This window comes from Achromobacter xylosoxidans, from assembly GCF_014490035.1.
GTDB classification, from domain to species: domain Bacteria; phylum Pseudomonadota; class Gammaproteobacteria; order Burkholderiales; family Burkholderiaceae_B; genus Achromobacter; species Achromobacter bronchisepticus_A.
In genome coordinates, this window is record NZ_CP061008.1 from 4257841 (window position 1) to 4272700 (window position 14860).

A 14860-nucleotide genomic window follows, 5' to 3' on the forward strand; every position below is an offset into this window, starting at 1 on the left:
GTGGGCCGCTATGCGGCGGTCAGCGCGGTAAAGCGCCCGGCATGGAACACCAGGGGCGTGGCCGCCACGCTGGCCACGCGCAGCACCCGGCCGAACAACAGCAGATGGTCGCCCGCGGGGCTTTGCTGGTCGTTGGCGCAGACCAGGGTGGCCACCGCCCCTTCGATGGCGGGCACGCCTTCCGGCACGTCGTGCACGGGCGCCCCCGCGAACTTGTCCGGCACCGCGGAACTGGCAAAGCGCATTGCCAACTCTTCCTGGCCGCAGGCCAGAACGCTGATGGTGAAGTGGCTGCAATCGCGGAACGCCGCCAGGTTGGGCGAATGGTTCACCAGGCTCCACAACACCAGCGGCGGATCCAGCGACAGCGAGGCGAAGGAGTTGATGGTGAGCCCGACCCGGCGGCCGTCCGGACAGCGCGTGGCGACGATGGCCACGCCGGTCGGATAGCTGCCGAGCACGCCGCGCAGGACCTTGGGGTGCAGATCGGTGCAGCCCCAGTCCAGGGGCAGGCCCGCCGCGCAATCGGGCTTCATGCCGCCGCCCGCGCCGGCTGCGCCGCGATGAAGGCTTCGCAGGCCGTGGCGTCGCCCCACCAGGGGTACAGCGACGGCGGATGGTTGAAGCCGTTGGCGATGGTACTGGCGATCGCCGGCGTGTGGTCCGCGGCCTGCAGCAGCTTGAGCAGATGCGGAGGCGGCGGCAGCAGCATGGAGTTGGTCCATTCCACCACCGCGCCGCCATAGTCCCAGAAACGCTCGAAAGTGCGCTGCATCCATTCGGCGGTAAAGCTCGCATCGCCATGCGCCAGGATCGCGTCCAGGTAGACGGCGCAGGCCTTGGTGGCGTTGTTCGAGCCCTGCCCCGTGATCGGGTCGTTGGTCACCACCGCGTCGCCCAGGCCGAACACCAGCCGGCCCGACGGCAGGGTCAGCACCGGCTTGCGCACCGTGGGCGCGAAGCTGCCGGCCAGGATGCCGTTGGCGTCGGTCAGTTCCACCGCGCTGCAGCGCTCGGCCTCCCAGGGCAGATAGGCGTGCAGGATATGCAGGCTTTGCGCCAGATGCTCCTGCGGCGACTTGATGTCGCGCCAGCAATCCATCGGACCACCGGGTACGCCTTCGAAAACCATGATCTCGCAGGGACCGCTGACGGTCAGCGCCGGGAACACGAAGTACTCGCCCACGCCCGGAATCAGGTTGAAGGCGACGCGCGAATGCTCCGGCGCCGGGCGCATGCCGTGCACATAGGTCAGCGCCAGCGCGCGCTGCGGCCGGTCAAAGCGCGAGCGCAGCGCATCGCGCTCGAACAGCTTGACCACCTCGCCCTTGCCCGCGGCCAGCAACACCAGGTCGTGCGAGGCCGCCAGCAATTCGAGTTCGGCCACGCCGCCGTCCTGGATCAGCAGCCGGCCGCCGCGCGCGGCGAACAGTTCCATCCAGGCCGGCATCTTGATGCGCTGGTCCACCGCCTGCGCGGGACGGTCCAGGCGCGCGACCCAATCGATCAGCTTGTGGCCGGGCCGCTCAGGATGCGGTATCGCCAGGCCGATGCCGTCGACGGTCGGACAGTCGGCCTCCCACTGGTTCAAACCCAGGTCACGCTCGACCTGCAGCGAGGCATCGAACATGCACTGGCTGGACATCACTTTGCCGCGCCGGATATCGTCCGGCTCGCGGTTGGTGACGACAGTCACTTCATACCCTTTGTCCAGCAGTCCCAACGCCAGGGGCAGGCCGGCCTGCCCTCCACCCACGATCGCGATTCGACGCATGTCTGTTCTCCTTTGTATGGCTAGGCGGCCAGGCGCGGAATCGCGGGCTTGGCCTGTTCGGGGCCCATGGCGGAATAGCCGCCGTCCACCGCGTAGTCGGCGCCGGTGACGAAGCTGGCATGGTCTGAAAGCAGGAAGGCAACCACCTCTGCCACTTCGGCCGGATCGCCGGCGCGGCCCAGCAGGTGGTAGTCCGCGGCCACCCGGTCGGTCTTGGCGCGGTCGCCCTGCGTCAGCTCGTCCATCACGCGCGACCAGGTCCAGCCTGGCGACACGGAGTTGACGCGTATGCCGTCGGCGGCATAGTCCATCGCCATGTTGCGGGTGACCTGCAGCAGCGCCGCCTTGGACACCGGATAGAGCCAGCGTCCGGTCTGCGCGACGCGCGAGGAGATGCTGGTGAAATTGACGATGGCCCCGCCGCCGGCGGCAAGCAGATGCGGATGGACCGCGCGCGCGGCCATCACGGCGCTGACCACGTTCACGTCGAGCGCGCGCAGCCAGTCGGCGCGGCCCGATGCGGCGCCGTCGTCCAGGTAGGTCGCGGCCAGGTTGACGAGAAAATCGATGCGGCCGAAATGCGCCGCGGCATCGGCCACGCCGCGCTCCAGTTGCGCGTCCTCCGCGATGTCCACCGGCCAGAAGCGCGTGCCGGCCGGATCGGCGGCGGCCACGCGTTCGCCGCCGGCCGCGTCGATATCGAACAGCGCCACGCGCACGCCGTAGGCGCGCAGCGCGGCGACCACGCCCGCGCCGATCAGCGTGGCGCCGCCGGTCACGATGGCCACTTTATTGTCCAGACCCTTCATCGCATCACCTCACCGTTGGCTGATTGAGTGAGGCGAATACTGGCGCCGCGCGCCGCGGCCGCGTTAGCCGGATCCGGCCGACGCTATCCGCAAACTGCGCTTATTCGAGGCAAGCTTGCGCCAGGTCCAACAGGCGTGTCCGGAAAATGCACCGGCTGTCCGTTCCCTGCGGATGCCGGCTACGCTGCCGGCCGGGCGCGGCCCGGCTTGCGCGAGGTCCGAGCGTGCTCTTTGATCAGGCGCACGAAGCGCTGCACCTGGCGGCCGGGGCGCTCGAAGCGCGAACGCACCAGACTCAGCGACAGCGGGATGGACTCGCGCAGCGGCCGCGTCACCACGCCGGGCCAGCCCTGCTGCCCGACCGAGAACTCGTCGACGATGGCCACGCCCGCACCCACCCGCACCAGGGCGCAGGCCAGTTCGGCGCGCACGATTTCCACGGCCGGATTCCAGCTTACGCCGGCACGCTGGAAGGCCGCGGCCACCAACTGTCCGAACGGAATGTTGCGGTTGTAGAGGATCAGCCGGCACTCGGCCAGCTCGGCCAGGCTGACCGCCCGCCTTGCGGCCAGGGCATGGCCTTGCGGCAGGATGCAAACCATCTCGCCGGTGGCCAGCGGCTCGACCACCAGGTTGGGATGGTCTATCGGCAGCACCGACACGGCCAGTTCCGCCTTGCGTCCCAACAGTTCGTGCGCCATGTCGGACAGCAGCGTGGTGTGGAACTTGAGCCTGACGTTGGGGTACAGCTCCATGTACTGCGCGATCACGGGCGGCACGAAGTTCAACGCCAGGCTGGGGCTGGAACACAGGGTCAACGCGCCCTCCGGCCGCTCGGCCAGGTCCCGCGCCAGTTCGTCGATGCGCAGGGCTTCGTCGAACAACGGCCCCACCTCCTGGAACAGACGCTGCGCTTCGGGGGTGGGCGTGAGCTTGCCCTTGTCGCGTTCGAACAGTTGCAGGCCCAGGCTTTGCTCGGTATGGGCGATGAGGCGGCTGACCGCGGGCTGCGACACGAACAGCAGCTTGGCCGCACCGTTCATGGAACCGGTCAGCATCACCGCCCGGAACGCTTCCATCTGCCTGAGCTTGAATCGCATGGCTGATCCGATAATCGTTTGTTATAACCCCTGGCCAACTTAGCATAAGCGCTGAAATCACGCTTTCATTAGCATCCCAGATTGCTCCTGGCGCGCTTTCCAGGACGATTCGATAAAGGGAATGCATGACACTCACAGTAGGTTTCGTGGGCCTGGGCATGATGGGCCTGCCCATGCTGGAAAACCTCGCCCGCGGCGAGGAGCGCTACAACATCCTGGCGTATGACCGCGACCCCGCGCGCCTGGAGCGCCTGGCGGACCACCCCGCCTGGAACCAGACGCTCAAACCGGCCGCCGGCCTGCAGGCGCTGGCCGCCTGCGACGTGGTCATCACCATGCTGCCCGACAGCGCCATCACCAACGCGGTGATCGAAGGCGAACACGGACTGGCGGGCGTGATGCGCCCCGGCTCCGTGCTGCTGGACATGGGTTCGTCCAACCCGGCCGAAACGCTGCGGCTGGCGCCGCTGTTGCGCGCGGCGGGCGTGACGCTCATCGATGCCCCGGTGTCGGGCGCGGTGGCCAAGGCGGCCGCCGGCACCCTGGCCATCATGGTGGGCGCCGATGCCGACGGCCTGGCGCGCGTGCGCCCGCTGCTCTCGCGCATGGGCGCTTCGCTCATCCACACCGGCGCCGTGGGTTCCGCCCATGCCATGAAGGCGCTGAACAACTACGTCTACGCGGCCGGCCTGCTGGCGGCCAGCGAAGCGCTCCTGATCGCGCAGCGCATGGACCTGGACCTGGAGGTGTTCACCGACGTGCTCAACGCCTCCAGCGGCCGCAACGTCGCCACCGAAACCAAGCTGCGCCAGTTCATCGTGCCCGGCAGCTACAACGGCGGCTTTGCCCTGGCGCTGATGGCCAAGGACCTGCGCACCGCCGATGCGCTGCAGACCCTGGCCGGCGTTCCGGCCTCGCAGCTGTCGCTGTGCACGGCGCTGTGGCAGCGCGCGCTTGCCGACATGCCCGCCGGCGTCGACAACACCGAAATCCACCGCTACCTGCAAGGCCTGGAAGCCCCGGCGCCGGCCTGAAGCGCCGGACGCCAACGATAACGAGATCCACAGGAGACAAGCATGAAACGATCCGCCGCCGCGCTTGCGCTGGCGCTGGTTCTGGGCGCGCCGCTCGCGCCCGCCGGCGCCGCGGGCTATCCCGACCACCCCATCCGCATGGTCGTGCCCTTTCCGCCAGGCAGCATCACCGACGTGGTGGCCCGCAGCCTGGGTAAGGCCATGGCCGACGATTTGGGCCAGCCGGTTGTGGTGGAGAACAAGCCCGGCGCCAACGGCATCATCGGCACCCACGACGTGGCCCGCGCCAAGCCCGACGGCTACACCCTGGTGGTGGTGGGCGTGTCCACGGCGGCCAGCGGCGTGAGCCTGTTCAAGGACCTGCCCTACAACCCCGCCACCGACCTCGCGCCCATCGGCGCCGTCGCCGAAACGCCCTATCTGCTGGTGGGTTCGCCGCGCATGCCGGGCACCCAGGTATCCGATCTGTTTGCCTACGGCGCCCAGCATCCGGGCAAGCTGACCTATGCCTATGGCTCGGGCAGCGCGCAGGTGTTCGGCGCCAAGCTGGCGGCCATGGGCAAGATCAACGTCACGCCCGTACCTTATCGCGGCGGTCCGCAGGCGCTCACCGACGTCATCGGCGGCACCGTCGACCTTACCTTCACCGATCTGGCCAACGGCCTGCAGCAGGCGCGCGCCGGCAAGGTCAAGACCTACGGCGTCAGCACCCCCGAACGCTTTCCGCTGGCCCCGGACATTCCCACGCTCAACGAAACCGGCGCCGCCGGCTTCGACCTGACCGTGTGGTTCGGCCTGATGGGTCCGGCCGGCCTGCCCGCGCCCGTGGTCGCACGCCTGTCGCAATCGCTGGACAAGGCCCTGGCCAACGGCGAACTCAGGCAGACCTATGAACGCCAGGGCCTGACCGTCAAGCAGCAGACCCCGGCCGAATTCGGCGGCTTCGTGCGCGCCGAGATCGACAAATGGGCCGCCATCGTCAAGGAAACCGGCATTCCGCCGCAATAGACCGCCCTCTTTCAACCGCTACCAGGAATTCCCCGCATGTCGCTGATCGATATCCGCAAACGCTGCCTCATCGTCGAGACCACGTATCACGAGAACGGCCCGGCCCCCGAACGCCCGCTCAAGCTGGCGGCTTCCTGCGCCGTCATCCGCAATCCCTACGCCGGCCGCTACGAACCGGACCTGATGCCCTTCATGGCGGAACTGCGCAGCCTGGGTACGCTGCTGGCGACCGAGCTGGTCGAGACGCTGGGCGGCAAGGACCAGATCGAGGTCTACAGCAAGGCCGCCATCGTCGGCCTGGACGGCGAAATGGAGCATGGCGCGGTCTGGCACGAGGCCGGCGGCTGGGCCATGCGCAGCGTGCTGGGCGAACCCCGCGCCATGGTGCCCGCCGTCAAGGCCGTGGCCGTGGCTGGCTACCGCATGATGGTGCCGGTGCACTACATCCACGCTTCGTATGTGCGCAGCCACTTCAACAGCATCGAGATCGGCATCCAGGATGCGCCGCGCGCCAACGAGATCCTGTTCGCCCTGGTCATGGGCACGGGCGGCCGGGTGCATTCGCGGCTGGGCGGACTGACCAAGGAAGCCGTGTCCGTGCACGACGGACAGCGCTAGGGAGACTCAGGCGCCCGGGATCGTCAGAGACAGGCCCGCGCGGTCGGCCACGTTGCAGATATGGGCGCGCATGGCGCGGCGCGCGGCGTCGGCGGAACCGGTAGCCAGCGCGTCGATGATGGCCGCGTGCTCGTAGATCGGCTCGCGCACGCGCGCCGGATCGGCGAACGCGACCTGCCGGCTGCCGTCCACCACTTCGGCGATGTTCTCGGCCAGGTCCAGCAGCATGGGGCTGCCGGCGATCTCGTACAGGCAGGCGTGGAAGGCGCGGTCGCCTTCCGACATGGCCACCAGGTCGCCAGCGTCGGCGGCCTGCTCCATGTGCGTGATGGTGGCGCGCAGGCGGGCCAGCCCCGCCTGGGTGACGACGCCCGCGGCCAGGCCGGCGGCCAGCTCCTCCAGCTGGTTGCGCACCAGATAGACGTCGCGCAAGGCATAGCGGCCCTGGAAGCGCCAGCGGCCGTAGGCGCTGCCCAGGCCTTTTTCGCCGGGCCGGGCGATGAACACGCCGCGGCCAGCTTCGCTGCGCAGCAGTCCCAGCCCTTCCAGCATGGTGATGGCCTCGCGCAGCGAGGCGCGGCTCACGCCCAGTTCCTCGGCCAACTGGCGCTGCCCCGGCAGCTTGCCGGCCTCGGCCCAATCGCGCTGGCGGATGCGGGCCTGCAACTGCTGGGCTATGTGTTCGACGGTGTTCATCGCGGAATTCTCAAGGCAGGGGTGCGCGGCTACCGCCCGGTTTGGCGTTGACAGCCATATACTGCCTGGGCATTATGACATTCAACTGGTCTGACCGGTTTGGATAAAGCCGTACTGCAAAGCGCCCCGGCACGGCCGCGGGCCCCACGCACTCTCTCGTACATAGCGCCGCTCATGACCGACCTCTACGATCGATTTGCCCGCGCCGTCGACGCCATGGCCCGACTGGCTGACTACCCCTATTCCGAACGCCGCCAGGCCTGGCTGGACCGGCTGCGCGTCAATCTGCCCGAACTCACCGTGCTGGACTCGCTGGCGCCGGAAGCCGAGCTGGGCTACCTGGCGCCGCCGCCCGCCGCGCCCGCTGAACGGCTGCCCGCCGCGCAGGCCGGCCGCGGCGTCGCGGTGTCGCGCCACGCGCGCGGCATCGCCGCGATTGCCCGCGAATGCCGCGAGGACCCGGCGCGCGCCGCCGACGCCGCCCGCGCCGCGCTGGCCGCAGCCCGGCAGCAGGCCGGTCTGAATGCCTTCATCAGCCTGTCCGACACCCCGGCGCTGGACGGCGCCGCGGCCGCGGCCGCGCGCAGGCTGCGCGAAGGCGCGGCCATGCCGCTGATGGGCGTGCCGATCGCCGTCAAGGACCTGATGCAGGTCGCAGGCTTTCCCCAGACCAACGGCAGCGGCGGCCTGAAGCCGCCGCCCGCGCTGCACGATGCGCTGGCCGTGGCGCGGCTGCGCGAAGCCGGCGCGCTGGTGGTGGGCACGACCAACCTGCACGAGCTGGCCTACGGCATCACCAGCGAAAACCCGCATTACGGCTGGGTCGGCAATCCGCGCGGGGCGGGCTATACCGCGGGCGGCTCCAGCGGCGGCTCGGCCGCGGCGGTGGCCGCCGGCATCGTCCGCCTGGCCATCGGCACCGACACCGCGGGCTCCATCCGCATCCCCGCCGCCTGCTGCGGCGTGGTCGGCTTCAAACCCACCTTCGACGCCATTTCGCGCGAGGGCGCGCAGGCGCTGGGCGCCAGCCTGGACCACCTGGGTCCCATTGCCGCCAGCGTGGCGGATGCCGCCCTGGCCTATTCGATCATGTCGGGCCAGGCCGAACGCACCGTCAGCGCCGGTGCGCTGACGGGCCTGCGCGTGGGCGTGCCGCGCAATTACTTCTACGACCCGCTGGCCGAGGACGTGGCGCAGGCAGTCGACCATGCGCTGGCGCGGATGCAGGCCGACGGCGCCACGCTGGTGCCGCTGGACCTGCCCGGCGTCGAGCACAGCGCGGCGCTGCAATTCGCCACCCTGTGCAGCGAAGCCACCGACATCCACTGGCGCCGGCTGGTCGACCAGCCCGAGACGCTGGGCGACGACGTGCGCGTGCGCCTGGAGATCGGCCAGTTCTTCCCTGCCACCTGGTACACGCGGGCGCAGCGCGGCCGCGCCGCGCTGGCGCGCATGTTCGACCAGGCGATGCAGTCGGTGGACGTGCTGGTCACCCCCACGCTGCGCATCGAGCCGCCGCGCTCCGGCGCCGGCGCGGTCACCATCGGGGGCCGCGAAGTGCCGCTGCACACCGCCGTCACGGGCCTCACCATGCCCTTCAACCTGACCGGCATGCCAGCGTTGACGCTGCCCTGCGGCAGCGGCCGCAACGGCTTGCCGCTGGGCTTGCAGATCGCCGGTGCGCGCGGCGCCGATTGGCGCGTGCTGAACACGGCCGCGCGCGTGGAAAGCCTGCTGGCGGCCTGACGCCGCCGCCGTGGCCGGCGCCATCGCCGGTCCCGGTCTCCATGCTGGTAAGCCCTAACTGGTCAGACCGGTACTACAAGATTACAAACAAGCAGAGTTCCCGCCCGCCGACGCCTCGCCCGCGCGAGCGACGGCATCGCCGTTGATCCTTTCCAAAAGGAAACCACGATGAAACTGCTCCGCTTAGCCGCAGCCGTATCCGCGGTCGTACTTGCCTCTGCCGCCCACGGCGCCGATCCTGTCGTCATCGGCGTGAGCATCGCGCAGTCCCCGCCCGGCTCGGTGGTGCAAGGCACCCAGGTGAAGGACGGCGTGGAAATCATCGCCAAGATGATCAACGACAAGGGCGGCGTGCTGGGCCGGCCGCTGAAGATCGTCTACGAAGACAACCAGGGCATTCCGGAAAAAGGCCGCGCGGCGGCCGAGAAACTGATCTCGCGCGACAAGGTCGTGGCCGTGACGGGCGGCCACCAAAGCTCGGTCTGCCTGGCCGAAATCGAAGTCGCGCACCGCTACAAGGTGCCCTACGTCAACACCAATTGCTGGTCCGACGACGTGCGCGCCAAGGGCTATCCGGAAGTCTTCAATCCGGCCAACTACAACACCCGCGTCTCCAGCGCCATGGCCGACACCATCGCGGCGCTGAAGGTCAAGAACGTGATCGCCTTCGCCGAGAACACCGACTACGGTATCGGCCAGGCCAAGCTGCTGGGCGAGTTCCTCAAGAAGGCCGCGCCGCAGACCCAGTACAAGTACGTGGCGCTGGACCGCGCCGGCAAGGACTTCACGCCGGCCGTGCTGCCGTTGCGCGCAAGCCCGCCGGACCTGGTGGTCAACATCATGCTGCCGCCGGCCGCCTACATCCTGATGAACCAGCTCTACGAACAAGGCGTGGCGCCCAGCGCCAAGACCTGGTTCTACGACGGCGCCGGCATCGCCGACTATCCGGACTTCTGGAAGAACGTGAAGGAAGCCGGCAAGTACATGCTGGCCTTCGGCCTTTACCACCCGCAGATGCCCATGCCGCAGATGGGCCTGGACGTGGCCGCCACTTACCAGAAGCAGGCCAAGACCGAACCCAACCGCCTGATCTTCCAGGCCGCGGACTCGGTGCTCCTGATCGCCCGCGCCATCGAAGAGGCCAAGTCCACCGACAGCGCCGCCATCATCAAGGCGCTGCAAGGCATGCAGTTCGAAGGCGTGCGCGGCAAGTTCGGGTTCTCGCAGCAGCCCGGCTACACCTACCAGCAGTGGGTCGACATTCCCTACGTCACCTATCAGCTGACCGAGGTGGACCAGCCACTGAGCAAGACGACGCTGATCCAGGCCACCGGCCAGCCGCTGCAGGTCGACAAGCTGGTCAAACCGAAATAGTGGCGCCCCCACGCTGCGTCTTCGGCTTGCTGCCCCGACAGCAAGAAGGCTGGATCGCCTCCACGCCGTGACCGCAACACGCGCCGGGGCCCCGCCCCGGCGCCAGGGAGAATCGAGTGCTGGCATTGGACCTGTTCGTCAACGGCCTGATCATCGGCCTGTACTACGCGCTGATGGCGGTCGGCCTGACCATGATCTTCGGCATCCTGAAGGTCGTGAACTTCGCCCATGGCGAGTTCTACATGATAGGCGCCTACACCTACACCCTGGTGTCGCTGGCCCTGGGCGTACCCCCCTGGCTGGCGCTGCCGGTCGCGGCCGCCGCTGGCGCGCTGCTGGGCTGGGCCACGGAACGCTGGCTGATGCGTCCGCTGTATGCGGGCTACGGCTCCTGGGGGCTGATGAAGGACGAGTACGCGGTGGTCGTTACCTTCGGCCTGTCGCTGCTGCTGATCAACCTGGTGGACAAGGTCGTGGGCCCCTACCCCATGCGCGGCCCGGCGCTGTCCGACGTGACGCGCATGGCGATCGGCCCCTTCATGATGAGCGGCCAGAAGCTGATCACCGCGGGCCTGTCCATCGTGCTGCTGATCGGGCTGGCGCTCTTCATCAAGCGCTCGCTGTGGGGCCGGCAGGTGCAGGCGGTGGCGCAGAACCGGCTGGGCGCCTCTATCGCCGGCATCGACACGGCGCGCGCCAGCAGCATCATCTTCATGGCCTCCGGCGTGCTGGCGGCGCTGGCCGGCGCGCTGCTGGCGCCGGTCATCAACCCGGCGCCGGACGTGGGCGCGTTTCCGGCGATCAAGTCCTATGTGATCGTGGTCATAGGCGGCATGGGCTCGATTCCCGGCAGCATCGTCGCGGCGCTGGCGCTGGGGGTGCTGGAGAGCTTCGGCGCGGTCTACCTGTCCTATGACTACCGCGACACCTTCGGCCTGGCCTTGCTGATCCTGATCCTGCTGTTCCGGCCCAAGGGCCTGTTCGGCGAGCGCGCGCGGGAGGTCTGAACATGGATCCGCTGACCCATCCCAATCTGCTGCGCAACAAACTCACCCAGGAAATGCGGCTGTCGCTGGCGTTCCTGGCCGTGCTGGCCCTGCTGCCGCTGGGCGTGTCCTCGCCGTACTGGCTGGGCGTGCTGATCGTCAGCATGTACTTCGCCATGCTGGCCTGCGGCTGGAACCTGCTGGCGGGCTATGCCGGCCAGTTCTCGCTGGCGCCGGCCGCCTTCGCCATGCTGGGCGGCTACACCACTGGTCTCCTGGCCTATCACTGGCAGGTGCCGCTGTGGCTGGGCCTGCCGCTGTCCGCGGTGGTGCCCGGACTGATCGGCTTGGTGCTGGGCCGCATCGTGCTGCGTCTGTCCGGGCCCTACCTGGCGCTGACCACGCTGTCCTTCGCCGAGATCGTGCGCCTGGTGATCTACAACTCCATCGACTTCACGCGGGGCGACCAGGGTCTGCACGTGCCGGCGCTGCTGGAGAGCCGCGTGGGCAACTATTACCTGTTCCTGGCCGCGCTGGCGGCGGTGACGCTGCTGATCTTCCTGCTGCTGCGGGCGCGCCCGGGGCGCTTCCTGCAGGCCATCCGCGACGACGAGATCGGCGCGGCCAGCCGCGGCATCGACGTGGTGCGCTACAAGACGCTGGCGTTCCTGGTCAGCTGCGCCATCTGCGGCTTCGCCGGCGGCCTGTACGGCACCTTCGCGCAGCTGGTCAGCCCGGAACTCGGCATCGTGACGCAGACCGGCATGGTGATTGCCATGGTGGTGATCGGCGGCATGGGCACGCTGGTCGGGCCGCTCCTGGGTGCGGTGCTGGTGTACGTCGCGTCGGAACTGCTGCGCGACGCGGGCAACATCCAGATGATCGTATTCGCGCTGCTGGTCATCATCTTCGCGCGCTTCTTCCGCGAAGGGCTGTGGGGCCTGGCGCGCCGCGCCTTCCTGCGCCGATCCAGCGACGCCCGCGCCAGCGCCAGGGGGGCCTGATGCCACTGCTGCAGATATCCGGAATACAAAAACGCTTCGGCGGCCTGCTGGCCGTGAACGGCGCGGGCATGGACGTCGCCGACGGCGAGCTGCTGGGACTGATCGGCCCCAACGGCTCCGGCAAGACCACCCTGCTCAATGTGCTGTCCGGCCACCTGGCGGCGGACGCGGGACAGGTGCTGCTGGACGGCCGCAGCGTGATGGGCCTGAATCCCACGCGGCTGACGCGGCTGGGCGTGCTGCGCATGTTCCAGATGACCCGCGTCTTCAACCGGGTCAGCGCCTATGACAACCTGATCGTGTGCGGGCTGGCCATGGGCCTGGACGAAACGGCCGCAAGCCGCCGCGCGCTGGATCTGCTGGACGAGCTCAAGCTGGCCCACGTCATGCACCTGGACGCCGGACAGCTATCGGGCGGACAGAAGAAGCTGTTGGAGTTCGGCGCCTGCTTCATGGCGCAGCCGCGCATCGCGCTGCTGGACGAGCCCTTCGCCGCGGTGCATCCGGTCATGAAGGAAACCATGTCGGAATTCATCCGCCGCCGCAACCAGAGCGGCCAGACCTTCATCCTGGTCAGCCACGACATGCCGGTGGTGGTGGACTTGTGCCCGCGCTCGGTGTGCATGAACGCCGGCCGCGTGCTGGCCGACGGCCCCACGCAGCAGGTGCTGCGCGAACCCGCGGTGATCGAAGCCTATCTGGGCGAACCGGGACAAGAGGAGCAGGACCATGCCTGACACGCTGCTCGCCATGGAAGGCGTGACCGCGGGCTACATGGGCGACATCGACGTGCTGCGCAACGTCTCGCTCACGGTGCAGGCCGGCCGCATCAGCGGCCTGATCGGCCTGAACGGCGCGGGCAAGTCCACGCTGATGAAAGCCATCTGCGGCTTCCTGCGGCCCAAGTCCGGCCGCGTCACGCGCGCCGGGCGCGACATCTCGGGCCAGCCGCCGCACCGCATGATCGACGACGGCCTCTGGTACATCCCGCAGGAGTCCAGCCTGTTCCCCTACCTGACGGTGGAAGAGAACCTGCGCCTGCCGCTGGAAGGCCGGCGCAAGCGCTACGGCGACGTGCTGGAGCCGCGCTTCAAGGAAACGCTGGAGCGCTTTCCGGTGCTGAAGGAAAAGCTCAAGGACCAGGCCGGCAACCTGTCCGGCGGCCAGCAGAAATCGCTGGAATTCGCCAAGGCCTACATGGTGCAGCCGCAGGTCTGCCTGATCGACGAGCCCAGCATCGGCCTGGCGCCGCGCGTCGCGGCCGAAGTCTTCCAATGGATCCGCGCCTTCGCCGACGCCGGCATGGGCATCCTGCTGGTGGACCACAACGTGCGCCGGGTGGTGGCCATGTCCAACCACATCTACGTGCTGAGCCTGGGCGAGATCACCGCCTCGGGTTCGCCGGAGGACTTCGCCGGCGACCTGCACGAGCAGGTGCGCGAATGGCTGGGGATCAATTTCTGATGGCCGCCCGCACCCTGATCGCCCAGCCCCTGACACCCGAGACCTTCGCTCCCTATGGCGAGGTCGTCAGCAGCGCCGGCCGCGCCGGCCGTTCCATCAACGCCGGCACCTCGCTGCGGGTGGAAATGGGCGAACCCGATCTGCTGGACGCGGAAGGCCGGCCTTCGCTATCGGTTTTCCGTGCGCAGGCGATCGCCCTGCCCTTTGCCGCGCGCATGCTGGAACGCCACAGGCTGGGCAGCCAGACCTTCCTGCCGCTGGCAGGCACGCCTTATGTGGTGCTGGTGGCACTGGGCGCGGAGGCGCCGGACCTGGCCACGCTGCGCGCCTTCATGGCGGGCGCGGGCGTGGGCATCACGCTGCGCAGGGATGTCTGGCACCACCCGCTGATGGCGCTGGCGGACGGCGAATTCGCCGTGCTGGAGCGCGCAGGCCCCACGGTGGATTGCGAAGTGATCGATCTGCCGGATGCGCCCTGGACCATCCAGGCCGCCTGAACTACACCGTACGCCGCCAGACGCTGGCCAGCCAGGGCTGTTGCTCGCGCGGCAGGCCCTGCGGCCGGTAGTAGTGTTCCAGCGCCTCGAAGCCGGCCGCCGTCAGCAGCGCGCTCCAGCCTTCCAGGTCATGGTAGGCGCCGTAGCGCCCGCGGTTCCAGCCTTCCTGGTTGCCGCCGCGCGGGTTGGAGCTGAACAGCACGCCGCGCGGCTTGAGCGCGCCGTGCAAGGCGCGCAGCACCTGCGGCAGTTCCTGGCCAGGCACGTGGAACAAGGCGGCGTTGGCAAAGATGCCGTCGAAGCGCTCTGGCGGCAACGCCAGGCGCAGGAAGTCCTGCTGCCAGACCTCGCAGCCAGTGGCCTGCCGCGCCATCTCGACGAAGCGCGGCGTCCCGTCCAGGCCGACCGGCCGGTGGCCCAGGGCCGCGAACGTTTTCAGGTCGCGGCCCGGCCCGCAGCCGAAATCCAGGATGTCGTAGGGAGGATCGCCTTCGATGTGGCGCAGAAGCGCCGCAATGTTCTGGCTGACGTCATGGTCGCGCGTGCCGGCCTCGAACGATTCCGCGTTCTCTTGGTAGTGCGCGACGGTCAGGGAGCTGATCTTGGCGAGGTCTTCGGCGTCGAGTTTCATGGGGTGATTGTGCCGCAAAAAACCGCATGCGGCCGTCGCCGGAAGCCGGCTCCGTCCGGCTGCCTGGCAACCGGGCGGATCCGTCTCAACCTGCGCAAGCTTCCCATGGAGTGTCAGAC

16 protein-coding genes are annotated in these 14860 nt (G+C 68.8%); 10 read left to right on the plus strand and 6 right to left on the minus strand.

Translation table 11 applies throughout. The features are described 5' to 3' along the window. Positions 1–8: 8 nt before the first annotated feature. From IAG39_RS19765 to IAG39_RS19780, 4 genes are all read right to left on the minus strand, one after another. Positions 9–536 carry a flavin reductase family protein gene (locus IAG39_RS19765; protein WP_059379363.1) on the minus strand — a complete coding sequence of 176 codons (528 nt, stop codon included), beginning with the start codon at positions 534–536 and terminating at the stop codon, positions 9–11. Next, a complete protein-coding gene (locus IAG39_RS19770) occupies positions 533–1774 on the minus strand; it encodes a styrene monooxygenase/indole monooxygenase family protein (protein ID WP_118933973.1) in 1242 nt (413 codons plus the stop codon). Before IAG39_RS19770 ends, IAG39_RS19765 begins: the two co-directional genes overlap by 4 nt. A gap of 20 nt (positions 1775–1794) precedes the next feature. Next, positions 1795–2583 (minus strand): SDR family oxidoreductase, encoded by a 789-nt coding sequence (locus tag IAG39_RS19775; protein ID WP_059379361.1) that lies wholly within the window; start codon positions 2581–2583, stop codon positions 1795–1797. A gap of 179 nt (positions 2584–2762) precedes the next feature. Next, positions 2763–3683 (minus strand): LysR family transcriptional regulator, encoded by a 921-nt coding sequence (locus tag IAG39_RS19780; protein WP_118933974.1) that lies wholly within the window; start codon positions 3681–3683, stop codon positions 2763–2765. Positions 3684–3808: 125 nt separating this feature from the next. Here IAG39_RS19780 and IAG39_RS19785 point away from each other — a divergent pair, with 125 nt between their 5' ends. The 3 genes from IAG39_RS19785 to IAG39_RS19795 are packed head-to-tail and all read left to right on the plus strand — an operon-like array spanning position 3809 to position 6343. Beyond that, the gene (locus IAG39_RS19785) at positions 3809–4717 is read left to right on the plus strand and encodes an NAD(P)-dependent oxidoreductase (protein ID WP_118933975.1); all 909 of its coding nucleotides are present in this window, start codon (positions 3809–3811) and stop codon (positions 4715–4717) included. Between the two features lie 42 nt (positions 4718–4759). After that, the gene (locus IAG39_RS19790; RefSeq protein WP_118933976.1) at positions 4760–5725 is read left to right on the plus strand and encodes a Bug family tripartite tricarboxylate transporter substrate binding protein; all 966 of its coding nucleotides are present in this window, start codon (positions 4760–4762) and stop codon (positions 5723–5725) included. Between the two features lie 36 nt (positions 5726–5761). After that, on the plus strand, positions 5762–6343 hold the full coding sequence (locus IAG39_RS19795) for an amino acid synthesis family protein (RefSeq protein ID WP_118933977.1): 582 nt from the start codon (positions 5762–5764) through the stop codon (positions 6341–6343). Between the two features lie 6 nt (positions 6344–6349). On the opposite strand, the gene IAG39_RS19800 is transcribed toward IAG39_RS19795, so the two are convergent. Further along, positions 6350–7039: a FadR/GntR family transcriptional regulator gene (locus IAG39_RS19800; protein WP_054459156.1), complete on the minus strand. Its 690-nt coding sequence runs from the start codon at positions 7037–7039 to the stop codon at positions 6350–6352. Positions 7040–7213: 174 nt separating this feature from the next. On the opposite strand from IAG39_RS19800, the gene IAG39_RS19805 reads away from it, so the two are divergent. The 7 genes from IAG39_RS19805 to IAG39_RS19835 all read left to right on the plus strand — a co-directional run bounded on the left by IAG39_RS19805 (position 7214) and on the right by IAG39_RS19835 (position 14110). Continuing rightward, positions 7214–8785, plus strand: coding sequence for an amidase (locus tag IAG39_RS19805; protein ID WP_059379356.1), 1572 nt, complete (start codon positions 7214–7216; stop codon positions 8783–8785). Between the two features lie 168 nt (positions 8786–8953). Then, positions 8954–10159 carry an ABC transporter substrate-binding protein gene (locus tag IAG39_RS19810; RefSeq protein WP_059379355.1) on the plus strand — a complete coding sequence of 402 codons (1206 nt, stop codon included), beginning with the start codon at positions 8954–8956 and terminating at the stop codon, positions 10157–10159. 116 nt (positions 10160–10275) lie between these two features. Continuing rightward, entirely contained in the window at positions 10276–11166 is an 891-nt protein-coding gene (locus IAG39_RS19815; RefSeq protein ID WP_059379354.1) for a branched-chain amino acid ABC transporter permease, read from the plus strand. A gap of 2 nt (positions 11167–11168) precedes the next feature. After that, entirely contained in the window at positions 11169–12149 is a 981-nt protein-coding gene (locus IAG39_RS19820; protein ID WP_118934951.1) for a branched-chain amino acid ABC transporter permease, read from the plus strand. Beyond that, complete coding sequence (locus IAG39_RS19825; protein ID WP_059379388.1) at positions 12149–12886, plus strand: ABC transporter ATP-binding protein; 738 nt, start codon at positions 12149–12151, stop codon at positions 12884–12886. Before IAG39_RS19820 ends, IAG39_RS19825 begins: the two co-directional genes overlap by 1 nt. Next, complete coding sequence (locus tag IAG39_RS19830; protein WP_059379352.1) at positions 12879–13613, plus strand: ABC transporter ATP-binding protein; 735 nt, start codon at positions 12879–12881, stop codon at positions 13611–13613. Before IAG39_RS19825 ends, IAG39_RS19830 begins: the two co-directional genes overlap by 8 nt. Then, on the plus strand, positions 13613–14110 hold the full coding sequence (locus IAG39_RS19835; protein WP_059379351.1) for an ureidoglycolate lyase: 498 nt from the start codon (positions 13613–13615) through the stop codon (positions 14108–14110). Before IAG39_RS19830 ends, IAG39_RS19835 begins: the two co-directional genes overlap by 1 nt. 1 nt (position 14111) lies before the next feature. On the opposite strand, the gene IAG39_RS19840 is transcribed toward IAG39_RS19835, so the two are convergent. Beyond that, the gene (locus IAG39_RS19840) at positions 14112–14741 is read right to left on the minus strand and encodes a class I SAM-dependent DNA methyltransferase (protein WP_059379350.1); all 630 of its coding nucleotides are present in this window, start codon (positions 14739–14741) and stop codon (positions 14112–14114) included. Positions 14742–14860 lie beyond the last annotated feature (119 nt).